This window comes from Leptospira paudalimensis, assembly GCF_026151345.1.
Taxonomy (GTDB): Bacteria; Spirochaetota; Leptospiria; order Leptospirales; family Leptospiraceae; genus Leptospira_A; species Leptospira_A paudalimensis.
Genome location: NZ_JAMQPR010000001.1, coordinates 591,164 through 617,702, shown reverse-complemented (window position 1 = coordinate 617,702; position 26,539 = coordinate 591,164). Strand labels below are relative to the sequence as shown.

The window sequence follows — 26,539 nt, the reverse complement described above, 5'->3', positions numbered from 1 at the left end:
ATTTGAATCCTAAAAAACAAGACAGAATTTGCCATTTGTCATGAAAAATTCTTTCAAATTTTTCAATACGGAAAAAAAAGAGAGAACATTGGCAGTAGTGATTCAAATCAAAAACGAAGATATTTCTTTCGATGGGCTGAGTGGGTTTCGTGAAAGGATTATGTCTACCATTCAAAATTCGAAAGAAGATGTTCAACTCGATTTTTCGGAGATCACTATGTCCTTGGATAGTGCAACCATCGGTGAATTGATGAAATACCATGCCGCACTTGAATCTCAAAATCTTCAGTTAAAACTTTCTGGAGTGAATAAATTGATTCGAACCGTCTTTCGACTGAACAAACTCGATACCATTTTACATTTAATCGATTAATCTACGGAAACGTACGAATTGAACCTAACAATTCTTCCTTAGTTCCTTACAAACTTGTAAGGGTATGAAATTTGATTCCGTCATACTCCTTATGAAGTGAACATTCTTCCTATTTCTAATATCCATTCTGCTCTTACAAAGTTGCGAAAAAAAAGAACAAACTTCTTATTTATGGGTTTTGGCACTTCTAGGATCAAACTCATCACAAAATTCAAATTCAATTCCTGAAACTCCTAATCCCATCCAAGATCCAACAGTTCCTACAACAATCCATCTTACCATACTTGCTCCACCTTCCACGGATGAATTTTGTCCGATTTATGGTGGAGTATTTATCCAATACAAAAAAGGAGATCTTAAAACTTGTGCTTCTCATGAATTGAATACAAACTGTGTTACGTTTTTATACAATGAGGATGGTTCCATCAAAACCACTGATCCTAGAAGTTTTGTTGGTCTTTCAATGGTGGAAGAACTAGAAGTACCTGCTGAAACGTATCCATCAAACTCCAAATCAAATTTGATCTGTTTTCGCCAAGAGTTCCCAAAAGACAAAGAACATATTGAAATGTATAGTTTCCAATTGCAAACAAACAAATTAAAAAACATCCAATGTGAAACATATTGGAGTGATAATCAATGTATTGATTCATTTCCTATTTTTGGAAAAGCAGAATTCTTAATGCCCAAGGAATTTCCAATCTTGACGAATGATGGTGATGGACATGCAGGATCACATACTCTTCTATTAAAATTTGTAACAGAAGATTCTTTTTTTACAACTTGTACATTCTTTGGAAATGAACATCGTAAATTGGAAGGTTATCTAGAGAATGCATACATTGCTGGTAACCTTCAGAATGCAAGTGATCTTGGTAGTTGCAAACAATGTGAAACCAATTACTGTGGAACCACAAATCCAAACACTGGCCAACTTTATGATAGTAATCCCATCAATGTCTTTCCAATCCCTGTTGGTACTTTGGTTACGATCCAAAAGGAAATGATTTTACAAGTGGAGAAAGGACAGGGTCCAGGGAAACACAGTGTACGATGGAATATCAATGGATTCAACCAATGGATCTCTTCGAATCAAATGCCAATCTTTTTATCGAATAGCAATGTATTATTTGCCTTTTTGTTTCCGATCTTTATTACAATGTTAGTGGTTGTGTTAAAATTAAAAAAGCGACATTCACATAAACACTAAAAAGACCCCAACTTAAGATTTGTTCATCAGTTGGATCGGTAAAGCAAGTTGAAAGGCTACTTTGGTTTTCGGATTCCCATTCCAATCCAAATGGTCTTTCACATTAAAAATTGATATTTTGCCATCATGTTTTTTGATACAGGTATCGACATAACTCAAACCTAAACCGAAATCAAGTGTTCCATACCGCTCAAAAACATTTTTTGACAACCGATAAAATGGTTCAAAAATTAAATGCTCATATTGAATTGGGATACCAATCGTACCATCATAATTTGGGATTGGTTCGTTGTATACAGCACATTTAAACCATTCCAGTTCCACTTTAATAATGACTGTTATAGTAGAATTCGGAACAGAGAATTTACAAGCATTTGTCATAATCTCTATAAATGATTTTTTAAAACAGATTCCATTCACTAATAAAAATTTTACTGAATGGTTTTGGTTGATATCACTGATAACAACTTTGTGATTCTGAATCTTAAGAATATCTGAAATTTCATCGAGCCAAGTTTTTAATTCCTGATAAAACTCTTGGATTGTGTATTTTTTTAGGGTTACATCTGAGCTTATCAATGAATCAATCTCCGCAAATTGATTTAAAGACTTCTCTGCCATATCAGCGTTTGTTTGGATTAACTCCATTAACTCTGTTTCGATTTTGTAAAATTTTCCATCAAACTCACAAGTATCTCGAATCATTTTTAAAATGGAAACCAAAGCACCGAATCCAGCACCTTGGCAAAAACTATGTTTTAAACTTTCAAAGAGATTTTGGTTCTGTCTTTTGAATTTTCCAACAGAACTCATCTTTTCTTTCCATTGGATCCATTCTAACTGACCTTCTAATCTCAATTGTTGTTCTTTGCGTGAGATTGTTTCAACACGTTTCATCCCATAAAATTCGAATGCTCGTTTCACTTTGATGGCGATTTCAAAATCTTGAATTGGTTTTATGATATAATCAAAAATCCCCAATTTCATCACCTTCACGATAAATTTTGGGTCAGTATTCCCAGTGATCATCATGATAACAGGCTCAACATCATATGCGTTTACAGCGGTAATCAATTCTTCGCCGTTCAAACCTGGCATTTCATGGTCTGTAATGACGACAGGAAATGGATTGTCCTGAAAATACTGCAAGGCAAGTTTGCCATCTTTTGCATGTACTACTTGGTAACCAAGTTCTGTTAGTTGTTGTTTTAAATAAAATCCTAGAACTGCATCATCTTCTGCAACTAATATACGTTTCCCTTCCAAAATGGATCCTTTCTCCAACTCGATCCACTGAATCGGTTATGAGTCTATGAAAGTTACTTGGATCAGCATTTTATCATTGAAAGCGAAAGACTCGTACATTAACTAGCGTAATGCTTAAGAATGATTCTAAGTATACATTAGTTTTTTTCTTCTAAAGTATTTTACAATTTCTGAATACAGTAACAAAACCACTGTTCCGTGAAAGGAAAATAAGTAAACATGAAACGGTAGAGGTGCAAAATAATAGATAGAACTTAAGGAAGTATAAAAAAATAAATAACATAACAGGAATGAAAATCCAATTCCAAACCATATGATTTGATTTGAAAATAAATTCATTTGAAACACAGACTCAGTTCTCGACCTTTTACTTAAAACATTGGCAATTTGCACTGTAATTGTGGGAAAGAAGAATGCTGTTAAAGATTGCAAATATTCAGGACTTGCTTTTGTCATATTCAGTCCATCGGGAGAAGATGGTATCACACCACCACACTCCGTATACACAAAGTAAAAATAAGTACTAATACAAGCACCGAACAAAATCATCCCTTCTTTCAGATACGATCTAAGTATAAATCCTAAAGAGATCAATTTTTCATTTCGATTTCTAGGTGCTCGGTTCATGATACCTTTTTCTGGTGGTTCTGATCCTAGTCCCATAGCAGGGATTAGGTCAGTCCCCACATCCACAGCAAGGACTCCCATCACTGTCATTAACAATGGAAAACCAGGGAACATGGCCCAAAGTAAAAATGGAATCAGTTCTTGTGGGTTAGAATTTAAAACATAAGCAGAGAATTTTCGTATATTATCGAATACACCTCTGCCTTCTTCAATAGCGGATACGATGGTTGCAAAATCATCATCCACAATGATCATCCTTGCTGCTTCCTTCGCAACTTCTGTTCCTCTTTTCCCCATTGCAATTCCAATATCTGCTTTTTTCAAAGCGGGACCATCGTTGACTCCATCTCCAGTGACAGCGACAATTTCACCTAACTCTTGCAATATGGTTACAATTCTTAATTTTTGAGACGGAGAAACACGTGCAAAAATTGGTTCCCCCTTTCTCACCCACTCCCTCAAACTTGTATCTGACATTTGATCCAACTGGACCCCAGTGATCACAACAGGTTTATCTCCCCCAATTCCAATGGAATGCCCAACCGATTCCGCAGTCAAAGGATGATCTCCCGTGATCATAAGAATTCGAATCCCTGCTGTATGGCATTTTTTTATGGCTTCTGGAACCTTAGGCCGGATTGGATCTGCCAAACAACAATGGCCTAAATACACCATATTGGATTCAACATCCGATTCAGTTAATGAATCCAAGGAATCAATTTCATTTGTGTACAGTTTATAAGAGAATGCTAAGATTCTATTTCCTAATCTTGCGGATGCATCGGAAGCAGTTTGTAATTTTTTTCTCTTCTCGTCATCCAAAGGCACAACACTTCCATTTTCATATACATGAGAACAAATTGAAAGAATTTCACCTGGTCCACCTTTCGCAAATGCCGTTGTAAAATTTTCTTTTGTTAGGATCACACTCATACGTTTCCGAACAGAATCAAATCCATTGGTTAAAATTCTTTTTCCAGATGTATTTACAATCCGTCCTGATGCTAAATACAACAAAGCTAACTCAGTGGGGTCTCCTAAAGGATTTGGTTCTAGGGAAGCATTATTACAATAATAACCACATTCGATTAATAATTGACTTCCTTCTAGTTTTGTTAAGTCATCTGGAGAAACATTCTTCGAATCAAAATAAACTTCAACAACACGCATTTGATTCTGAGTCAGTGTCCCAGTTTTGTCTGAACAAATCACTGTTGTACAACCTAGTGTTTCCACACTCGACAAATCTTTTAGAATCGCATTTCGTTTTGCCATTCGTGAGACACCCAAAGCTAGAGACAAAGTCACAGTAGGAAGTAATCCTTCAGGAACGTTTGCAACGAAGATTCCAATGAAAAATAAAAATGCTTGGACGAAACTAAGTCCAGCAACCCAATACCCAAGGATTAAAAAGATCACTCCAATGCTAAATGCAAATAATGAAATCGATATAACCGTTTGTCTTAATTGGATTTGAAGAGGGCTTACGACTCTTTTAATTTTAGAAGTGAGTCCCGCAATTTGACCAATTTCAGTAGTTTGGCCTGTTCCAAATACGACAGCTTTTGTTTTGCCTTTGATGAGTGAACTTCCTGCAAAAAGAATATTTGGCATCTCTAACCACAAAAACTTTCCTTCTAATACGATTTCACTCTCCGATTTATACCGCCTTGCAGATGTAGATTCTCCAGTTAAAGATGAATTGTCTACTTCAACATCTTCTGATTCAATGATCCGGCAATCAGCAGGTACAATATCACCTTCTGCCAAAACAATCACGTCACCAGGTACAATTTCATCGGCAGGTATCGTTACTATCTTCCCATCACGAATCACTGGACATTCATTTGCTAGTAACTTACGTAAGGCTTCAACTGCATGATCAGATTTTGATTCCTGAAAAAATGAAAAAATTCCATTGATGAGTACAACAATAAAAATCGCGACACCTAACTCTGGCATGTCGACTCCTGGAACAAAACAAAGCCCAGTTGCTACCCATAATAAAACAGCAAAAAGATTAAAAAAACTTTTGATAAATTTCCAAATCATTGGAACAGACTTTTCTTTTTCGATTACATTTTTACCAAAGGTTTGTAATCGAACCTTTGCTTCTTTTTCACTTAAGCCCAATTCTATGTCGGTTTGTAATTCAAATGCGATTTGTGCTTGGTTCAAGTTTTTGTAACTTGGTTTCATATTCACTTCGCCGCGTTGCACTACATCCAAAACCTCTGCTTCTTTTTCGCAGACCATTAGTTCGTCAAAAATTTGAGGTAATAAAGAGGAAAGTCCATGTAACAATCTCAGATGAAGCGAAGGTAAGTTTTCTGGTATCATTTGGAATAATACCAATCTGATTTTCTGTTCCCCAACTGAGATTCCTTTGGGGATTACAAACAAAAACAATTCGGGAGTTTTGATTTTTTTAGAACGAAAATGTGGGATGAGAATACTTTGTCCGATGGATTCAAATGTTTGGTTCGGAATCGAATGAAAATGGAATTGGATTTCTTCTTGGATTTCCAATTCTCTAATTTTACTTAATAGTGCGGTGTGAACATCATCCCAAGTTTTTGAATCATTCAAAATTTGAATGGAATCAACATTTAAGTATTCCAGTAACATGGATCAATTGGGACTTGAAAGGAACAAATTTCTATCCATTTTTTCCTTTCAAAGTTTTGATGCCAAAAAAAGTAAAATTACATTCTGAAGTGCAACTTTAATGACAATTCTCTATTCTTGGAAAATTTCTTTTGGTGCTTTTGGATATCGTTGTTGGATTCCGTCCCACCAAACATCTGTACTAAATGCTGCTGATTCTGATATTTGCCATTTCCCATTGTTTTTTTTGTATAAAGCTTCTACATGACAACAATCATAGGCTATGTCTTCGGTTAGTTCGATTTCTCTTCCATCTTTTCGTTTTGCCGTCCCACGAAACCAAGCATACTCTCCAGAAACTTTAAAGTGTTCGACTACAAAGATAAATTCCTGTTTGAATTTGTTGGACATTCTCGCTCGTAACAAATCAAGCAAATAGGTCCTTTCAATTTCATTACTTTTTGACTTGGTTTTGTAATCCAAAATAACATTCTGTGAAAACAGATTCACACTTAGGAAAACAACCATGAATAGGTAAAAAACTCTCTGCTTCAAAACTCTAATCTCCTATCTTACTTTTACGTTTTGGATCATTTTAAAAAACAAAGAAGGAAGAATCGTTTGTAAAAACAAACCAAACTTTTCTTTGATCCCTGCGATCACAACTTCACGTTGTTTATTTGCGACCGCGTGAAGGATTCTATGTGCACATAATTGGACAGGCAAACCAGATGCAATTACAGAATCCATTTTTCCTGTCGAAGATCCATCACCTTGTAATGCATTTTTTGAGATATTGGTTTGAATAAATCCTGGATAAACCATTGTTACAAATAAACCAGTTTTTTCTTCCTCCGCTCGTAACGAATGGAAAAATCCCACAAGTGCAAATTTAGATGCAGAATAGGCAGAACGTAATGGACTTCCCATTTTTCCTGCAACACTTGAAATTACAGCAAAATGGATTGGTTTCTTAATTTCTGGAAGTATAGCGCGCGTTAACTCAACAGCGCCATAAAAGTTGGTATTCATAATTTTTTCGATCGTCGTTAAATTGGTTTCCCTTGTATAAGACCTTTGGCTAATCCCACCGTTATGGATGACCACCTTCGGAACTCCATATTTTTTAAGGCATCGTTTGGTAAAAATAGAGACTTGTTTATAGTTTTCGAGATCCAATTTTTCAATCGCGTATCTCCCTTTTTCGAGTCCAAGTTCTTTGGCAATTTGTTCCAAATCTTTTGTTTTTCGGGATGCAAGTAAAAGTTTTGCATTTTGTGCAGAAGCTTGTTTCACCAATTCTTTCCCGATCCCAGAAGAGGCACCTGTGATCCAAACCCATTCATCTCGGTAAAATTCGTTCATAGATTCCCCTTAATCCGAAAAAATAAATCTGAGAAAATTTTATACGTTAGGTATTTTTCACAACTTGTTTTTCTAAGAGTGAAAAGATTGTATAGTCTGAGATAGAAGTATTAGGAATCGGATGGTCTCTTCTTTGAATAAAGAACAGACACATCCTTTTGATATGTGATTAATGTAATTGGAAGGAAGGGCACTCCACTCTGTATGGATATTTTTTCAAATCACTTGATAAGTAAATTCCTTCATGTACCAATCGGTACTCTCCTTCCGAATCAGTATCACTAGATTCCCAAATAAGATCTGATTTTCCAATGCCTTTGTCAAAAAATCCAGGTTTGTGGAACACAAATTTTGTATCAAAATCAGCATCGGATTTCATACGATTCCAATCTGTTCCTACTTTTTTTTCAAGCCATAAGTAAGAAGTGACCTTCGGATAACCAATATTGGGACTAACCGCATTCACCTGGCAAACCACTTTGTCTCCTTTTTTGTAATCACCTGCACTTGGTTTTAACACCTGTTTTGGTATTTCGGAAACAATTTCTGAATCTGGAAGTTTTAAGGGATGGATTCGATCGGATAAATCGAGAGGCATAGGATTTGAAACTGATGATTTCGAAAATTCAATTCCTTTTACAAGATCTCTTGCCATTTTAGAAAATTCTTGGCGCAGTGCATTTAAACTTTGTGATCCATGTAAGGTGTGTCCACCTTCATAATTTTGTGTAGAATATTCTTCTGGAGTTGTTATGTAGCCAGAAAAATCATTTGTTAATCCAGATAAAACAATTTCAGAAATTTTATCCTTCATAACAACTTTTACTTCCTTTTTTAATCTACGGCTAGACATTGTTGTGACTTCATGGGGCAATACTAGTATCGAAAAATCACCAACTAACACAATACCGTATGGCAATATTTGAGGTAGGCTTGGAAGTGGTTTTGTTTCACCCATAGGGAATAAAACTGCTTTTGGTTTTTGACACTCTCTTAATTCTTCAGAAGGTGACTGTAACATGAATTTGGCGATCCAATCGATATAGAATTTTCGATTTTTCTCTGTCATACCTTCATGGAATAACCAGTGACCTCCACCTTCTTCTGTTGATCCAGCAGCAAAAGCATATCCATATGCAGAAGGACAAGTAAATTCAGTTTTCCCTGTCCCGGAGAATTCACTGCTAACAGGGTGTTTGCTCATATCGATGAATGTATGAGAAAATTGAAGTCCACCTTTTAAGATTTTGCCATTTGCTTTTAAAATCTCTTGGCTTGCCAAAAACTGTCGTTTCCCAATGATAAAACTACTATCGTAAATATCCTTCCCTGGTCCTGTATTGTCCAAATTTAAATTTGGAGATACATCTCCTTCGTTGGCTTGTGCAAAAATGGCAACAAAGGATGAATTTCCATTTTTGATTGCTTCTTTTTCTGCAAGTAAAGATGCGATTCCTTTATTGTCTGAAGAAATCAATCGATTATCAAATGTTATGTTAGTCGGATGTACTCCATACCAATTCACAAATCCAATTGGTTTACCTTCTACAAAAACATTGAGTTGTACCATCTCTTTATCTATATTGTCTGGGTATAATTTCCTTTCCGATTCTGGGTTTGCCATATAAGCAGACAAACTTCGGTTCACACCTGCATCTTTCACATATGTTTTACCAATTTTTAATTCTGCTGGTTTTCTTTTTTGATACGCTTCCTTGATGGCTTCGAAAATTCCATCGCGTAACACAGTATAGGAGTCACCATAAAACTGAGTGGAATAAAAAGAAATTTCTGAATAATGAAAATGACCTGCAGGTCCACTATGGGTATGAGATGCATTTAATAAAACATTCCCCAAATGAAAATTTGGATCTACTTCCTTTTGTAATTTAGAAACCACCTCTCTTTGGATTTCAAATGGAATCCCTCCTACTTCTGCTGTGACATAGGCAAATGGTTTTTTTGTCGTTGTATCTTCGATTACCAATGCACGTGCATATTGTCTGGTTTGGATTCCCATTCCTGTTTGGTCTTCGCGGGCATAACCCCAAAACATAACTCCAACCGGAGGTCCTGTGATGTCTTTTTTGGCCATCCCAGCAAAAAACGACCCTGACTCATTTGCCAATAGAGGAAGGGAAAAGAAGAGAAAGAAGGAAAGGTAGTTCCGAATTTTCATCCTTCTCGTTTTATGTGGTTCCAAGAAAAATGTCAATCCCGAACAATTGTCGACTAATCAGATCGGAATGAAATCCTAGGAGAGGAAGTTTTTTCGTTCAAAAAAGAACAAATGGCAGAAGAGTTGGTTTTCAGAGAACCACTCCGACCATTGGTCACAAAGAATGTACGGACGAATTCCAGGTCACCAAGTTTGTTGGTGGTAGTAAAAAATAGGGAGTTTTATGATCACTCTAATCAAAACGAAACTAGGTAGGTTCCGAATCTTGGCATTTCTGGAAGGAGTTTCCTTTTTAACAATTCTATTTGTAACGATGCCTCTTAAGTATATCTACCACAACCCAGAACCAAATAAAGTGGTGGGACTTGTACATGGTCTGTTGTTTCTTTTGTATCTAGTTGAATTATTCCAAGTGAAAGTAGAACTGAATTGGAAACTGAAAAAAACATTTCTCGCAGCACTTGCATCTGTGATTCCATTTGGAACTTTTTGGGCTGAAAAATATTTATACTTAAAACCAGATAATGACCAAAACCATCAAAACTGAAATATGAAAACAATGAAGATTCTCCTCTCAATATTCATATATATTTTGTTAGTTGATTTGTCATATGCACAGTCAAAACAAAATAAAAAACAATCTTTGATCAAACCAGTTGTTGAACCACCAATTGAAGTCGAAAGAACTAAACCAAACAATCCTGACCAATACCAACTTCGTTTGATCATGGAAAATGATGCATTTGGAGGTTTTTCAGATCGGTACTACACAAATGGATCAAGATTAGAATTTCATATGAGTGCAGGGGAATCGAATCCTACTAGAAAAGTTTTCAGTTATTGGAATGATTTATTTATCACACCAAACGAAAAAACAAGATACCTACAAGGATTTGCAGTAGGACAGGAATTTTACACGCCCACAAACATCACAAAGGCGGATGTATCTTATGGAGATAGGCCATATTCCAGCAGAGGTTATTTTACAAATTCATTAACAACCTTTACTGAAGATACAAGTATCACCACAGAACTTGAGTTAGGTATGATAGGGCCATCTGTAGGAGGGAAATCAGCACAAATCAATTTTCATAACTTCATTGGTTCCCCTACTCCGCAAGGTTGGGACACACAAATACCAGATTCTTATTCTGTTGCGTTAAAGACTGATATCCGAAAATTTTACCATCGATTTTTTGGAACCCAATACAATGTAAATTTAGGAAATATCCAAACAGATGTTTCTTTTGGACTGATTTTTCGATTTGGTAATGTGGATAAAACACCAGGGCCGGGCAGTTCAGCACTCCAACCAGGATCTCCCATCCTACATGAAGATGGAAAAGGTTATTGGTATTTTTATGTAAATCCAGGTGGCACCTTACAAGCGTACAATGCAACGATCCAAGGGCAAATGGGTTCGGATAAAGCATATAAATCACAAAACAGAAGTTCGTCGTTTAGTAACTGGGATAGTTTTTTAAACAATCCAACTCCTAATGTGGGAGAAAAAGAGTTACAATACAGATTGTTATCTGAAGATAACGGAAGGAATACTTTACAACGGTATATTTTGTTTAATGAATTTTTGGTAAATGGTACATCAAACCCATATAACATTGGATTAAATTATTTAATTTTTAATAATATCTTTAATGGCGCTGAGGAAATTGAGCGTACCACTCGATTGTTTTTATTATCGAATTTAGCAGCACAGTGGGACCAAATTCCCACAAATGCAAGAGCATTGGCCATATATTCAATCTTTAGGCCGGAAGGAGGAAAACTCCCTCCCATTATTCGCTATTATTCCTATGAAGTTCTTTCTCAATTCATTTTGGACCCTAAACAAAGAGAAACTCTATTACAGTTGTTACGCGAAGAAATCGAATATAGAGATAACAAAACCTATATTGCAGACCTAAAACGTGCAGTTGGATTTATCAGAGCAGGATTTGTTTCAGTTTCGAATGCAGGTTTTTTATTTGGCCTACATTACAATTACCAGACGATTGATTTCCAAGCAGCAAAAGGATTACCCCAACAACACCAATGGATTGGTTTCCAACTAGGGAAGGTCTTTTAGGAACAAATGGGTATTTGAATCAGCCTAAAGTTTTGAACCAAATTCAAAAATAAGAGTCGCCAAACAGACAGACTTTTAGGAAAACTGGGCGATCATGAAAAATCACAGTTTGAGTGGACGTCTTTGGTTTGTTCTAATATTATTCGGTCTTGTTGGCCAAATCGCTTGGTCTGTAGAAAACATTTACTTCAATTTATTTATCTACAATACAATTTCTAAAAGTACATCATCCGTCACTCTTATGGTGCAACTGAGCGGAATTGTTGCGACTTTTATCACTTTGTTCGCAGGAATTTTATCTGATCGTCTCGGGAATCGAAAGTATTTTATCTCTCTTGGTTATTTGTTTTGGGGATTTCTTACTTTATCGTTTGCTTTCGTTTCGAAGGAAAACACAAGCCTTTGGTTTGGGATCACAGACGAAACACAAATCATCCAACTCACAATCGCCATTGTCATCACTCTCGACTGTATCATGACAGCATTTGGATCAACAGCAAATGATGCTGCCTTTAATGCATATGTTACCGATAATACAGGGAATGCTAGAAGTTTGGCCGAAGGTGTTTTATCGGCAATGCCACTCATCGCAATGTTAATCGTTGCTGGAGGGTTTGGTATGATCGTCATTGCTCTCGGATACCCTGGACTATTCATTGCTGTTGGAACCTTGATGTCGTTATCTGGTTTGATTGGTATATGGTTCATTAAAGATCATCCGAATCTTAAAGCGCAAAAATCAGATTTTATTTCCGATTTATTATACGGTTTTAGAACTTCCGTAATTCTAAATCATAAACGATTGTATTTGTATTTCGTTGCAATGGGGATTTATGGAATTGCTAGCCAGATTTACATGCCATATTTGATCATATTTATGCAAGAGTATCTCAGTTTTAATGCCATACAATATTCAATCGTTCTCGCTTGTGTGATATTAGGTGCAAGTGTCATTACCATACTCCTTGGAAAACAATTCGATGGGAAAGATAAAGACAAATTGCTCTTACAATTTTCTACTATTTATATCTTTGGAATGGCATCATTGTATCTAGTCGCAAAAACATTAAAAGGCTACGACTCTACAATATTAATGGTATCTGTTGGTTTTACTAGTTTGGTTTTAATCACAGGTTTTGTTCAAGTTTTAGCGCTTCTTGGTGCTCAAATCAGAGACTATACTCCAATTGAAAATACTGGAAAATTGCAAGGAATCCGGATGATCTTCTTTGTCTTAATTCCAATGTTCATCGGACCCATGATTGGACAAAAAATCAACGAATCCACGAATTTAACCTATATTGATCCAGCCAATGGGAGCATAGCACATGTTCCATCTCCAGAAATATTCATAACAGGAGCCATCTTTTGTCTGTTTATCTTTTATCCATTAATGCTAATTAGACGAGGAAATCAAAACTAGAATGAAAATACCTCACACTGAATATCCAAGACCACAACTCAAACGAGACAGTTATCTAAATTTAAATGGAGAATGGTTTTTAGGACATGTAAAAAAAGGTGAAAGTCTCGAATACCAACACAAAATCATTGTTCCATTTTCGCCAGAGTCAAAGGCAAGTGGGCTTGGTAATTTGATTCTAAAACCTAATGAAGTTTTATTTTACAAAAGAGAATTTGAAATCAGTTCTGATTTTATAAAGGATATCACATTTTTACATTTTGGTGCTGTTGATTATTCCTGCATTTGTTATATCAATGGAATTGAAGTTGGATACCATCAGGGAGGTTTTTTACCATTCTTTTTTAATGTTTCGAAAGCGATTAAAATTGGTAAAAACGAAATTAGACTCACTGTTACAGACCCAACAGATACAGGAAACCAATCGAGAGGCAAACAAAAACTAAAACGAGGTGGCATCTGGTACACACCTCAATCTGGAATCTGGCAAACTGTTTGGTTGGAAAGTGTTTCCGAAGATTATATTCAAAATATAAAAATAACACCTAACATAGAAACCAAGTCAGTAGAACTCGAAGTCAATTCTGATACTGATGGCATCACAATTCAAATTCTAAACGGCGATGAAGTGATTGCAGAAAGTTCCAAAAAAACTTGCACATTACAAATCCCAAATATGATTTTATGGTCTCCTGAAAACCCGAAATTATATGATATCAGGATCAAAACCAAAAACGATGAGGTGACATCTTATTTTGGCATGCGTAAATTTTCCATTGGATATGATGGAAAATTTAAGAGATTATACCTTAACAACAAACCATATTTTCATAATGGACTTCTTGACCAAGGTTATTGGTCAGAAGGACTTTTGACTCCTCCTGACGACGAATCAATGATCAATGAAATCCAATTAATGAAAGAAATGGGTTTTAACACATTAAGAAAACATATCAAAATTGAACCGTTACGGTGGTACTATCATTGTGATCGATTGGGAATGTTGGTTTGGCAAGACTTTGTTTGTGGTGGAGGTCCTTATGAAACCTGGAAAGTCGCCTATCTACCGTTTATTGGCTGGAAAACCGATGATACAAAACATCGGTTTTTAAATCGTACGGATGAAAAAGGGAAAAAAGAATTTATAGAGGAAATGGACCAAACTGTAAACCTTTTGTATAATACCGTTTCTTTATCTGTTTGGGTTTTATTCAATGAAGGATGGGGACAGTTTGATAGCGTAAACCTCACCAAAAAACTAAAAAATCTGGATTCGACTCGAACCATTGATAGTGTAAGTGGTTGGTATGACCAAGGGAAAAATAGCAGTGAACTAAAAAGTTTACACCTGTACTACCAAAAGTTAAAAGTTCCCAAAAAAGAAGATCGCGTAATCGTATTATCTGAGTTTGGTGGGTATTCTCTTAAAACAGAAAACCATGTGTATGATGATAAAAAACTTTTTGGATACAAAATCCTACCTAATAAAGAAACCTTACACCACGAATATAAAAAATTGATCGAAAATGAACTGATTCCATTAATCCCAAAAGGACTTAGTGCTTCAATTTACACACAAGTGAGTGATGTGGAAGAAGAAATTAATGGAATTGTTACCTACGACAGAAAAGTTGTTAAATTTGACATTCCTTTCATGCAAGAACTGAATTCAAAATTAAAGTACAAATAAGAATGATATTTGGAAATATTTACATTACAATCAGTTTGATTCTTGTCTTTGTTTTTTTTGTGAATTATTTCATCAATGTAGTTGAATCTCCAACACTTCGATTCATTGATACGGAATTTTCTTCGAAAATTATTTCTGAAACACCCAAGTTATTAAAACGTTATTTTCCAACTTTTTGGTGTTACAACCCCCATTTCATGTTATTTCTTTTGATGTTTCGTGAATCCAAAACAAAAGATTTTGTTTATGATAAAATTGAACATTTAGAAATGAAAGATGGTGGTACAACTGGTCTTGCATGGTCAGGAATCCAATCTGTCAATCACAAAGACAAAACTCCAATTGTCGTTGTTTTTCACACAATCAGCGGAGATGAACAAGACATTAAATCAACGGTCTCTCATATCAGAGATACACTGAATTGGATCGTGGTAGTTTGTGTCCGAAGAGGTCACGGTAACCTTCCACTCACAAAACCAATCATCAATACGATGGGATCAACTTCTGATTTAAAGGAACAATTAAATCATATTCGAAAACAATTCCCAAGTAAACCTTTGTTTGGTGTTGGTATCTCTGCTGGTTCAGGGCTATTAGCACGTTATTTAGGAGAGGCTGGCGCAAAAAGTCTATTCCAAGCTGCAGTTGCAGTATCACCCGCATATGATATCGAAAAAGCATTCCACCGTGTCCATCCTGTGTATAGCAAGATCATGGGCCAAAGAATGATTAACTACTTTCTGAAACGACATTACAAAAGTTTTGCCAATGTTAGAGGGACCGAAGATTTATTGAATGTTAAAACACTTGGAGAATTTCAGGATAAACTCCATTCCATATCTGGTTTTAAAGATAAAGACTCTTATTATCAATATTCAAATCCTATACTTGTTGCGGATCAAATCAAAACTCCCCTCTTGGTTTTAAATGCTGCAGATGATCCTATATGCGTAAATTTGAATGTGTTAGAAAACTTACATTGGCTTGAAAACCTCAAAAATACGATACATGTGCACACCAAACGAGGTAGTCATATTGCATTTTATGAAGGTTTTTCTGCCAAATCTTGGTCGAACCAATTGATTGGTGAATATTTTTTGTCAGTTTTCAATTGGATCTCTTCAAAAAATTCCAGTAAATAAAAACCAAATTTAAAACTGACTTCTAATTAATCACGTTCTAATACAAAAAAGAATGGTTGTTTCATCCCTTTATAATCCATACATCCAAACAAAGTGTTTTCATTAACTTTACGAAAAACATCATGGATTGGTAGATTATCATAGATCATTGCAGAGGAAACTTTTCCTCTAAATTCAATTTGTCTTACACGAGCTTTCGAATGTTTCGTTTGGAATAAAAATCGAACTAATAAAAAAAGATAACGTAATGGCCATAGTTTTGTAGATGGAATAAGTGTAGCTAACCTTACGGGCATTAACGAAGGATTTACCTTAAACAATGTTTTTCCAAACGATTTAAAAACCAGAGGATGAACATTTTCAAGATCAACAAATTCCTTTCCATACCAGTTAAATGTCTCTAAGGCTCCATCCATAGTATGACCTGTATGAAATCCTGATCCATGCCAACGCCCCATCATTTCATTCAGTGGAACTACATCCAATGCATCATAGAGTGCAAATGAATCTTCAACAGAGTTGTTCTTTTTAGCACGCATCTCGTGAAATCTTGTTTCAAGCTTTTTGTCTTTCATATATAAATAACTTATACCTGTTTTTGCAATCCTCCATTTTTAGGAAATATTTATCCAATGAAGATCAGATTTTTTAGAATGCGAAAGGAGAACAAAATGATATTGTTTTCTTTGTTTATGAGTGATTTTACTTACACCGATTACTTTTTCTTGAAACAGAATTGGATTGGAGAAAGTCAAAGGACTTCCTTTAGGTGATATAAATCTTAAAGAAGAATTCGTTTTTCTATGACGTGACTTGTCATTTTTCCATAACAGGATATAATCATTTTATGAATGTTCAAGATTCTGAAATTAAATCCTTACTCCAATCCTATCCCACAATTACGGTGTATGGTTTAAGCCAAGATCCATTAAAACCTAGTCATTATGTCCCTGTTTTCATTCGTGATAAAGGTTGGAATGTCATCGGAACCTATCCCAAAGAACATACGATAGGCGGATTTCAAATTTACAAAAGTTTACAAGACATCCCAAAAGAAAATCGGAAGTTCATCGATGTCTTTAGAAGTTCTGACAAAATCCCAGAGGTGGTAGATGAAATTCTAACGTTAGGTGGAACTGAAGTTTTGTGGTTACAATTGGGAATCTCTCATCCAGAAGCAGAAAAAAGAGCAGAAAACGCAGGGATCAAAGTTGTTTCCAACCGTTGCCTCATCATTGAGTACAAAAAGTATTTTTAAATCCCTTCTCCATTGCACTTTTTCGTTACATAAACATGTGTCTAAACAGCCAAATCGATCCCCCTTTTAGAGGGGAACGTTTCTAAAATATATGATTTTGCGCCTCATTCTCATTATTGCTTGACAAAATGGACCGTGCCCAAACCATGCCGGTATGTCCCTTTTATTTGAGATCAATTCTCAATTAAAGTCTAAACCAAAAATCATACCACGATGGCGATTCTGTGATCGATCTGACCTGGTTTTAGTGGCCTTCGCCTGCCTCTGTTTGACGCCACTCCCAGTTCCATATGTTTTCGCGCAAACAGGTGAACCCAAATCAAAACAAGAAAACGGGATCCATGTTACAGGGAAAAAAGACCAAAGGGACCGTGAAATCTTAAGAACGCCTAACAGTATCAGTCGATTGAATGAACAAGAAATCCAGGATGCCGGGATCAATCGAACTAGCGATATCGACAAACAAGTTCCAAATTTTTCCATCATTGATTCAGGATCTCGTAACTTCACATACTTTAATATACGAGGTATGAGAAGTATTGCCTTCAGTGAACCAGCTGTCGGACTGATTTTAGATGGGATCCCATTAAATGATAATGTAGCTCTTAATACAGAGTTATACGGCCTTGAAAACATTGAGGTTTATAGAGGAAGCCAAGCTACTCTATTTGGTAAAAATTTTCAAGGTGGTGTGGTTGAAATCAAAACAAAAAAACCTACCAATTTATCCGAGGGAAAAATCACATTTGATATAGGGAACTACAAGAAACAAGAAACATCAGTATATTATAATTCTCCAATAATATATGATAAACTATATTTCGGAGTCGCAGGTAAAACAACAGAAAGAGAAGGATATTTATCTAACGTAACTGGATTCTATTATCCCAATAATAGACCCTATGAACTCCCTGTCGAAATCTATAAAACACACCCCGATGGAAGAAAAGGTAATGCAGGTAGATTTCGATTGTATTTTACCCCGAATCAAATCTTTGAAGCCGACTTACAAATTAGTGCTGAAAGTTTTGATGATGGATCCCTTAACCTTGTCAACTATTTGGGCGCGAAATCAGAGAGAGAAAAAGCCCTGCTACAAGGATGTGTTGCAGCACCTTCCAATTGTTCAAAGTTATACGGAACGTATATAAATCGAGTAAATGGAGATAGAAAAGTATATTGGGATTACGAAGGAAAAAGTAATGTCACCGGGAATACATATTCACTATCGACTACAACCAAATTACCACACTCTAACTTAAAATCAGCAACTGCTTTACGCAAAATGGACATTGATCCAATCACTGCTGATTCCGATTTCACAAAAGTGGACCAAAATCGATCGATCTACATTGAAAAATCTACAACATTTCTCAATGATATTTTTCTAGAGTCGAATGATAAGCAAAATCCATTTCAATTCAAAATAGGAATCTATGCTTCCAATAAAATAACGAATATTGACCAAGCAAAAGAACATAGAGTACAACTCTATGTGATCAATGATTTCCCTGGTTTAAATGCACCTACCCAAGAAAAAAACCTATCTAAGTTAACTGACAAAAACATAAGCATCTACACACACAATAGTTACACTTTCTTTGAAAGATTTACGATTACATTGGGAGCAAGGCTCGAAAGACAAGACAGCCAATTATCACATTCAGAACTTGCCGTCGGACCTTCAATTTCAAATCCTGCAGGTGATACACTTCTTTTATCCGATCCGTATTCAATTCAAAATCGATATAACTATAATGTATCTAGAATCATTTTTGATTACAAACCAATTGAAAATCTTATGTTTTTTATCGGTGTAAGCAGAGGATACAAAAACGCTGGTTATAGCACTGTTGTCAACATTCCATCCAAAGCAGGTTTTAAGCCCGAAATTAATGACACGATAGAAGCTGGAATCAAATCAGAATTTTTAAAAACAAATTTGGACTGAAGTATACACAGTTTTATACAGAGACTCAAGACTTTCATGTAATCCGAGCAATCAATCTTTCTCAATACGTAAATCTTAATGCTGAGTTAGTTACAATTAGAGGTTATGAACTTGAGAGCTATTTAAAACCACAAAAAGATACCAAAATAGGTTTATCTGCTGGTTATACAGAAGGGATATTCAATCGGTTCCAAGACACAGTACTCAATCGAAATTTTAATGGTAAGTGGGTTCACTTTATACCGAAATACGACATACTCAGCTACCTTCAATACAGGAATGATTTTGGGATTTTTTTAAGAGGAGAATTCCAGGCTGTTGGTCAAATGTACTTCGCGGCAGATAACACTGTGTATAGCGATCCTTACTATGTATTAAATGCAAGAGTTGGTTATGAAAAAGAAAATCTCTCTGCATACCTCTATGTAAACAATCTCAACGATAGATACTATTTCACCTCATACATAGATGGAACATTCCAAGCAGTTCCAGGGGCACCAAAAACATACGGATTTATATTAACCTATAAAATCTAAATTTGCGGAGAACAATATGAAAACAAAAATTAAAATTCTATCTCTATCTTTTTTCATTGGAGTAAACAGTTTCCAATGTAACCTTTTTGATCCTAAATCAAAAATCACAAACAATGAATTGGTAGAAATTGTAACATTGCAACAATTAAATGCAAACAGTTTGAGTGAAGGCCAAAAACTAGGACTAACGATTGCTTATAGCCATCGATTTAGTATTAAAAATGGTCCGCATTTATTTTGTCGGGAATACTCAACAGCATACTTAGAAAAACAAGCTGAATGGGAATTAAATATTGAACAAACTTACGCCACTATTGGAAATGCGATTGGAATTGATATAGTAGTAGAAAGGATCAATGGACCCTGTGCTATCAACAATAAAATAAGTGCATGCCATTATGATGGAGTGGATGGTATCAATGATTTGATCCCTTATGCTTATTCCACAGAAGGTGAACACAAATATTTGATTCCAGCTTACATTTATTATGGAATTAACAATTTAAAAAATGCAAAAGAAGCATGCGAAGGGTATAACGGAACATATGTTTGTTATGATCCTACAAAGTGTTGGCAATAAAGATTAGATCAGATTACAAACCAAGAAGAACCCAATTTTTAAGATTGGGTTTTTTGTTTTAGAACTTTCCTTTTATTTTTTCGTTTTTGATAAAATATCATAATCCCACTCACAGATAAAACTGCTGGGGATAGACCACAAAGTATCCAAATCACTTTACTGAAATGGTTTGCAAAGGTTCCAAAGTGGAGAGGACGAAACGAATCTAAAAATTGATTTTGGATTGGTTCTCTCGAAATATCAACGAGTTTCAACAATTGGTTTGTGTTTGTATCAAATAAAACATAAGAACCGTATCGACTTTCAAAACCATTCGAATTGTTTCGGTTTCCATATAAACCGATTGGTTCATCCTTTGAATGATGCGGAAATGAAATATATCCTAAATTAAAACCATGTATTTTTGTTTTAGTATTTTCTATCAAAGATTCGATAGACTTAGAGTTTGTCCATAGTCCATGAACAATTTTTTCTTCTGACTCGGTCCGAATGATTGTATCTCGTATGCTCCACCAAGCACCAGTGACTGATAAAATTAAATGAAACCATATAAAATTAATTCCGACAAACTTGTGTAAATCGGAAAATAAGATTTGAATACTCTCTTTCCATCGAAAACGAAATAAACTAATCCAAAATCGTTTGTACAATTTGATTCCCGTAATCACGAGTAAAAAATATACAATTGCAAAACATCCTGTTAAAAAATATCCAATTTTCCCAAAAAATAAACTATAATGTAGTACTAAAATAAATCCATAAATACTATCACTGCGATCTTCATTTAATGAACCAATGATCTTTCCATTGTAAGGATCAAGTAAATACACAACTTCCTTACTCGGAATGTTTGTGTCATGAAACCATATTTGATCGGGTTGGTTTGAAAGATCAGACACCAACCAACCAGCAATACTCCCCTCAGGCAGTTGCGGAACAAGCCGTTGGTAAAGAACATCAAATGAAAGTCGATGCGTTAGGTTTGGAATTTGTATGGGAGTCAAGAAAGACTGGATTTCTTTCCCATAAACAAGTAAGGATCCTGTGATCCCAATCACGAGTAAAAAACTAGATCCAAAAATTCCTAGAAACAAATGGAGTTGGTAGAAACGTTTTGCTTTCAATTTTGTTTCCATTCCTCTGATTCTTCCATTTATTTGAGATTAGGTCTCATTTTCAAGTAACTTCTATCAAAGGATTCTTTCTAATTTCACTTTTTTAATAGAGCGTTAAAATACAGTTTCTGATCTATTAAGAAGCGGACAACTTACACATAACTATGTGGAAACAAAAAGATTTTGCCTTCAATCGGAATGAAATTGCAGGTGCTTTCGGCGATATTGGAACTGATTTTCCAATTCTCATTGCGATGGTGTTAGCGGCAGGGCTTCACGCTCCAAGTGTTTTCATTATATTTGGTTGTATGCAAATACTAACAGGCATTATCTACAAAAGACCAATGCCTGTCCAACCTCTTAAAGCAATGGCAACAATCGTAATTACCGGAAAAATTGCAGGCCCTATCGTGTTAGGTGGAGGTTTAAGCATTGGAATTCTAATGTTGTTTTTTTCAACGACAGGAATACTCGAAAAAATAGCAAAATTTGTTCCAAAGTCAGTTGTCAGAGGGTTACAACTTGGATTAGGAATTAGTCTGAGTATGCTTGCCTTCAAGGAATATATCCCTTCTGAAAGTGCTAAAGGTTATATATTGGCTGGAATCTCCTTTCTGTGTATCATTCTACTGATCGATAATCGAAAAGTTCCTGCTTCAATAGTTGTTATCTTTTTTGGATTTATGTATTCTTTATTCTTTCATTTTGAAACATATTCAACATTTTCAAAATTTGAAATCAATCTACCAAAAATATACGTTCCAAATCTTGAAATGATCTTAAAGGGATTTATATTATTAACACTCCCTCAAATTCCTTTATCAATAGGGAATTCAATCCTTGCCACAAAACAAATATCAGATGACCTATTCCCAAATAAAAAACCAGTCACAATTAAAAAGATTGGTTTTTCTTATTCTATCATGAATTTGATCTCACCATTTTTTAGCGGGATACCTTGTTGTCATGGTGCTGGTGGAATGGTAGGTCACTATACATTTGGAGGTAGAACAGGTGTTTCCGTTCTATTGTATGGCTTGTTTTATCTCTTATCTGGTTTATTTATGGGGAATGGGTTAGATATTTTGATAAAAGCGTTTCCTTTACCTATCTTAGGTACATTACTTTTTTTTGAATCATTATCACTTATTTTATTGATCAAAGACTCATTTCAGAATAGCAAAGAGTTTATCATCGTGATTATGACAGGTTTACTTGCCAGTGGATTACCTTATGGATTTCTGATTGCGATGATTGTTGGAACGAGTATCCACTATACATCCATTGGATTTAAAACATTTACTTCCATTGGAGATAAAAATAGGATCTAAAATCCAATCAAAAATATAAAAGGATGAATCTTCTAGGAATATGAATTGGAGACCATATTTTTAATGATCTGACTCACTTCTGGCCGGCAACTTCCGCAACCAGTCCCAGCTCCCGTTTTTTCCATCACTTCTGCTAAATTTTTAGCACCGCAAAGAATTTCATCCTCGATATTCCCTTTTCCAACGCCATTACAAGAGCAAACCAAGGCACCTTTTGGCTGTTTGGCGGTTGAAATGCTAGATAAAAGTTGGTTTCGTTTCTCTCCTAACTCTAATCCTGAAGCGATTAGAGTTTTATATTCTACAAATTCCGATTTATCTCCAACAAGAATAGCACCTACCAGTTTGTCACCTTTTACGATACATTTTTTGTATTTGCATCTTTTCCGATCGAGGAAAACGATTTCTTCATATTCATCAGTTAAATTCTCAAATTGAATGCCTGGCAAACGAAGAGAAACAAGTTCTAAACCTGGAATTTTTAAAAGATTCGAATGTAAAGACCCAGAATAAGATTGGAACTGGTAACCATAAATGTGATTTGCTGCTACTTTTGCTTGTTCTTCGGCGGCAAGTACCGTTCCATATACACCTGATGTGTGTTCAGCGACTTCTCCAATTGCATATATATCAGGATCTGATGTTTGTAAAAATTCGTTTACTTTTATGCCTTCACCAATTTCAATACCCATCTCTTTTGCCAAAGTCAAATTGGGGCTAGTTCCCATCGCATATACGATTCCATCAGGATAAAGTTTTTTTCCATCCTTTAATTCAACATAAGTGACTCGATCGTATCCATGTACTTTTTTAATTTCGGAATTGAATAAAACTTCAATTCCACGGCTTTCAATTTCCTCTTTCAAAATATCACAAGCAACAACATCCAATTGTTTGGACATCAATCGATTTGTGCGAACAAGAACTGTCACTTTGACACCAAGAGACTTAAGTGCTGAAGCAAGTTCCAATCCAAGTAGTCCACCGCCAACAATTAAGGCAAAAGAATCAGGGACAAAAAAACCTTTGATTTTATCAGCATCTGTTTTTGCTCTTAAACTAAATACACCCACCATTGATGGAGAAATTGATTTTGGAATTTGAGGACTACTCCCTGTTGCAATGATTAGTTTATTATAGGAATAAACATTACCCATCGAATCCTTAACAATTTTTGCTTCAGGTAAAATTTCTGTTACGGAGGTTGAAGTATGTAATTTAATCTCCCAATTCTCAACCTCTTCTCCACTGACACTAGCTAACTCAATGAATTCTTTTTCACCACTGATGAAATCAGGTAATAAAATCCGATTGTATAATGGATTTTCTTCCTTACATAAAACAGTGATTTCATCTTCTGGACAAAGTTCTTTGTAATGTTTGATAAATGCAGAAGTACTATTGCCACCACCGATGATGAGGATTTTATCTTTTTCTTTTTTATATGGAATGACCTTTACCGCAGATATTTTGAACCCAGGTTGTTTGGAAAAAGGATCATACTCTTTATTCGTTAAATTATTGGCTCTAAAAGCATCATTCTTATTTTTTTTTCCCCAATGCATCGGCAAAAATACAGTTCCCATTTTGATAGAATCCGTGAGTTTCGCTTTCACACGAACACTTCCTCTTTCATTCAGAACTTCAACAATACTACCATCAATAACCCCAATGACATTTGCATCTTTTGGATGGATTTCAAGGTAAGGCTCCGATTTGTGTTCCATTAGTTTTCGGACTTTCCCTGTCCTTGTCATTGTGTGCCATTGGTCTCGGATTCTACCTGTAGTGAGGATCAAAGGATATGTTTCAGAAGTTTTTTCTGAAGTATCATCTGGTGTGACATCAAAAATCTTAGCTTTGCCATTTGCACGATAAAAAATATGATCTGTAAATAATCTAGGAGTTCCATCCAAACTATTTTTAGGAAAAGGCCATTGTACTGATCTCTTCTTCTGTAATATCGAATAATCTAATCCACTAATATCAATCTTTGTCCCTTCCGTCAAAGCACAATGTTCTAAAAATACATCTTCTTCCGTTTTGTATGAGAAAAATGAACCAAACCCCATCCTGGTTGCAAATTTTTGGATGATCCAAGTATCAGCCATCGCTTCGCCAGGAGGTTCTATAATTTTGGATAAGTAAGTCACTCTACGATCTGAATTTGTCATTGTACCTTGTTTTTCTGCCCATCCTGCTGCTGGTAAAACATAGTCTGCATATGGGATGGCCGCAGAACTCATCGAGATATCCTGTACAATTACAAGTTCTGCCTCACGTAACCCTTGTTCTACCATCCTAGCATCTGGCAAACTCGTAGTTGGATTTGTGCATACGATCCAAACTGCTTTCATTTTACCTGTTTTTAGGTTTTCAAACATTTCAACTGCAGTAAAACCTGGTTTACTTTGGATTGTATCTTCAGCGATGTTCCAGAATCTTTCTACTTCCTTCCGATGAAGAGGATTACTCAGGTCACGGTGTGCAGGTAATAAATTACAAAGGCCTCCTACTTCTCTTCCACCCATTGCATTTGGTTGGCCAGTTAAAGAAAATGGACCTGATCCTGGTTTTCCGATTTTGCCTGTGATCAGAGATAAATTGAGCAAAGCTAAATTTTTATTCACACCAATCACACTTTGATTCAAACCCATTGCCCATAATGACAAAAATCCTTTTGCCTCATGGATGTACTTGGCTGCCAACTCGATCTCTAACAAAGGAATGCCACAGGTATTGGCAGCTTCTTGTAAATCAAACGTTCTTAGAAAAATACTTAACCCATCAAAACCTTCTGTGTGAGATTCGATAAATTCATGATCAATCCAATTGTTATCGATTAAAATTTTGGCAATTGCGTGGAAGAGATAAATATCAGTCCCAGGATGGATTTGTAAATGTAAATCAGCATCCTCGCAAGTATCAGTTTTTCTAGGATCTACAACTATGAGTTTTGTATTGGGAAAATTCTTTTTTTGTGCTTCTATCCTTCTAAATAAAATCGGATGGCACCAAGCTGGGTTTGCACCCGCAATGAGGAAACAATCCGCAAGTTCAATGTCTTCATAAGAAACTGGCACACTATCTTCACCTAACGCCATCTTATATCCCACAACGGCAGAACTCATACAAAGCCTAGAGTTTGTATCGATGTTATTACTTCCGATAAACCCTTTGATCAACTTATTGATAATATAATATTCTTCTGTTAATAATTGACCTGATACATAAAACCCAACTGAATCTGGACCATGTGCTCTGATGATTTGTTTGAACTTATCACTGATTGCATCCAATGCCTCATCCCAGGAAATTCTAGAGAGATCCGAAGTTCTGTTTACCCTCTGCATCGGAGTCAAAATCCGATCACTTCGATCCATCACAGTGTAATGTAGGTTTCTCCCTTTCGAACAAAGTAAACCCAAATTGGCTGGATGGTCTTTGTCCCCTTCGATTCGAATTTCATTTTTTTCTAATTTTTCGACAAGGACACCACAACCAACACCACAATAAGAACAAGTAGAAGGATAGGTTTCTGTAGTTTGCACAAAAGAAAGTCAGCAATATTTATGCCAAATGCTGAAAATTTCATAAAAATGCTTATTCAAAGAAGAATATTCTTAAAATCTCATTAAACCCCAACCAATTGGAACAGTCCTCGGCAGAATCAAACGATCATATCGTACGCATTGTACACATTTTGCTACTAGATTCATGAAACAATCTAACTCCAAATCCGAAACTCTCGAATCATTCGGCCAAAAAAGGAGATTGTTTTTCCTTCGTTTATAATGGAA

Annotated in this window: 18 protein-coding genes and 1 pseudogene; 11 read left to right on the top strand and 8 right to left on the bottom strand. The window is 35.6% G+C overall.

Annotated elements, in window-relative coordinates; all coding sequences use genetic code 11:
- Positions 1-40 precede the first annotated feature (40 nt).
- The gene (locus tag ND855_RS02825; RefSeq protein ID WP_108959454.1) at positions 41-373 is read left to right on the top strand and encodes an STAS domain-containing protein; all 333 of its coding nucleotides are present in this window, start codon (positions 41-43) and stop codon (positions 371-373) included.
- Between the two features lie 178 nt (positions 374-551).
- Entirely contained in the window at positions 552-1,583 is a 1,032-nt protein-coding gene (locus tag ND855_RS02820; protein ID WP_265357104.1) for a hypothetical protein, read from the top strand.
- Between the two features lie 12 nt (positions 1,584-1,595).
- Here the strand turns inward: ND855_RS02820 and ND855_RS02815 are convergent, their stop codons facing one another.
- The 5 genes from ND855_RS02815 to ND855_RS02795 form a co-directional block, all read right to left on the bottom strand.
- Positions 1,596-2,867, bottom strand: a complete 1,272-nt coding sequence (locus ND855_RS02815) for a hybrid sensor histidine kinase/response regulator (RefSeq protein ID WP_265357103.1) — start codon at positions 2,865-2,867, stop codon at positions 1,596-1,598.
- 108 nt (positions 2,868-2,975) lie between these two features.
- A complete protein-coding gene (locus ND855_RS02810) occupies positions 2,976-6,104 on the bottom strand; it encodes an HAD-IC family P-type ATPase (RefSeq protein WP_265357102.1) in 3,129 nt (1,042 codons plus the stop codon).
- 111 nt (positions 6,105-6,215) lie between these two features.
- On the bottom strand, positions 6,216-6,611 hold the full coding sequence (locus ND855_RS02805; RefSeq protein ID WP_265357101.1) for a hypothetical protein: 396 nt from the start codon (positions 6,609-6,611) through the stop codon (positions 6,216-6,218).
- A 39-nt stretch (positions 6,612-6,650) separates the two neighbouring features.
- Complete coding sequence (locus tag ND855_RS02800; RefSeq protein WP_265357100.1) at positions 6,651-7,448, bottom strand: SDR family NAD(P)-dependent oxidoreductase; 798 nt, start codon at positions 7,446-7,448, stop codon at positions 6,651-6,653.
- Positions 7,449-7,617: 169 nt separating this feature from the next.
- Positions 7,618-9,627: a neutral/alkaline non-lysosomal ceramidase N-terminal domain-containing protein gene (locus ND855_RS02795; RefSeq protein ID WP_265357099.1), complete on the bottom strand. Its 2,010-nt coding sequence runs from the start codon at positions 9,625-9,627 to the stop codon at positions 7,618-7,620.
- A gap of 223 nt (positions 9,628-9,850) precedes the next feature.
- Between ND855_RS02795 and ND855_RS02790 the strand changes: the two genes are divergently transcribed.
- The 5 genes from ND855_RS02790 to ND855_RS02770 all read left to right on the top strand — a co-directional run bounded on the left by ND855_RS02790 (position 9,851) and on the right by ND855_RS02770 (position 15,968).
- The gene (locus ND855_RS02790; protein WP_265357098.1) at positions 9,851-10,174 is read left to right on the top strand and encodes a DUF3817 domain-containing protein; all 324 of its coding nucleotides are present in this window, start codon (positions 9,851-9,853) and stop codon (positions 10,172-10,174) included.
- A gap of 12 nt (positions 10,175-10,186) precedes the next feature.
- Positions 10,187-11,713 carry a lipid A deacylase LpxR family protein gene (locus tag ND855_RS02785; RefSeq protein WP_265357097.1) on the top strand — a complete coding sequence of 509 codons (1,527 nt, stop codon included), beginning with the start codon at positions 10,187-10,189 and terminating at the stop codon, positions 11,711-11,713.
- A gap of 94 nt (positions 11,714-11,807) precedes the next feature.
- A complete protein-coding gene (locus tag ND855_RS02780) occupies positions 11,808-13,136 on the top strand; it encodes an MFS transporter (RefSeq protein ID WP_265357096.1) in 1,329 nt (442 codons plus the stop codon).
- A gap of 1 nt (position 13,137) precedes the next feature.
- A complete protein-coding gene (locus ND855_RS02775) occupies positions 13,138-14,826 on the top strand; it encodes a glycoside hydrolase family 2 protein (RefSeq protein WP_265357095.1) in 1,689 nt (562 codons plus the stop codon).
- Between the two features lie 2 nt (positions 14,827-14,828).
- On the top strand, positions 14,829-15,968 hold the full coding sequence (locus tag ND855_RS02770; protein ID WP_265357094.1) for a YheT family hydrolase: 1,140 nt from the start codon (positions 14,829-14,831) through the stop codon (positions 15,966-15,968).
- Between the two features lie 26 nt (positions 15,969-15,994).
- Here the strand turns inward: ND855_RS02770 and ND855_RS02765 are convergent, their stop codons facing one another.
- Positions 15,995-16,543: a DUF4334 domain-containing protein gene (locus ND855_RS02765; RefSeq protein ID WP_265357093.1), complete on the bottom strand. Its 549-nt coding sequence runs from the start codon at positions 16,541-16,543 to the stop codon at positions 15,995-15,997.
- Positions 16,544-16,815: 272 nt separating this feature from the next.
- Between ND855_RS02765 and ND855_RS02760 the strand changes: the two genes are divergently transcribed.
- The 3 genes and pseudogenes from ND855_RS02760 to ND855_RS02750 all read left to right on the top strand — a co-directional run bounded on the left by ND855_RS02760 (position 16,816) and on the right by ND855_RS02750 (position 20,293).
- Positions 16,816-17,226, top strand: coding sequence for a CoA-binding protein (locus tag ND855_RS02760; RefSeq protein WP_265357092.1), 411 nt, complete (start codon positions 16,816-16,818; stop codon positions 17,224-17,226).
- A gap of 268 nt (positions 17,227-17,494) precedes the next feature.
- Positions 17,495-19,713: pseudogene (locus ND855_RS02755) on the top strand (TonB-dependent receptor).
- 16 nt (positions 19,714-19,729) lie between these two features.
- Positions 19,730-20,293 (top strand): LIC_11695 family lipoprotein, encoded by a 564-nt coding sequence (locus ND855_RS02750; protein ID WP_265357091.1) that lies wholly within the window; start codon positions 19,730-19,732, stop codon positions 20,291-20,293.
- A gap of 38 nt (positions 20,294-20,331) precedes the next feature.
- Here ND855_RS02750 and ND855_RS02745 read toward each other — a convergent pair whose 3' ends face one another.
- The gene (locus tag ND855_RS02745) at positions 20,332-21,429 is read right to left on the bottom strand and encodes a PepSY-associated TM helix domain-containing protein (protein ID WP_265357090.1); all 1,098 of its coding nucleotides are present in this window, start codon (positions 21,427-21,429) and stop codon (positions 20,332-20,334) included.
- A 143-nt stretch (positions 21,430-21,572) separates the two neighbouring features.
- Here ND855_RS02745 and ND855_RS02740 point away from each other — a divergent pair, with 143 nt between their 5' ends.
- Positions 21,573-22,739 carry a putative sulfate/molybdate transporter gene (locus tag ND855_RS02740; protein ID WP_265357089.1) on the top strand — a complete coding sequence of 389 codons (1,167 nt, stop codon included), beginning with the start codon at positions 21,573-21,575 and terminating at the stop codon, positions 22,737-22,739.
- A 32-nt stretch (positions 22,740-22,771) separates the two neighbouring features.
- Here ND855_RS02740 and ND855_RS02735 read toward each other — a convergent pair whose 3' ends face one another.
- Positions 22,772-26,290, bottom strand: coding sequence for a nitrate reductase (locus ND855_RS02735; RefSeq protein ID WP_265357088.1), 3,519 nt, complete (start codon positions 26,288-26,290; stop codon positions 22,772-22,774).
- Between the last annotated feature and the right edge of the window lie 249 nt (positions 26,291-26,539).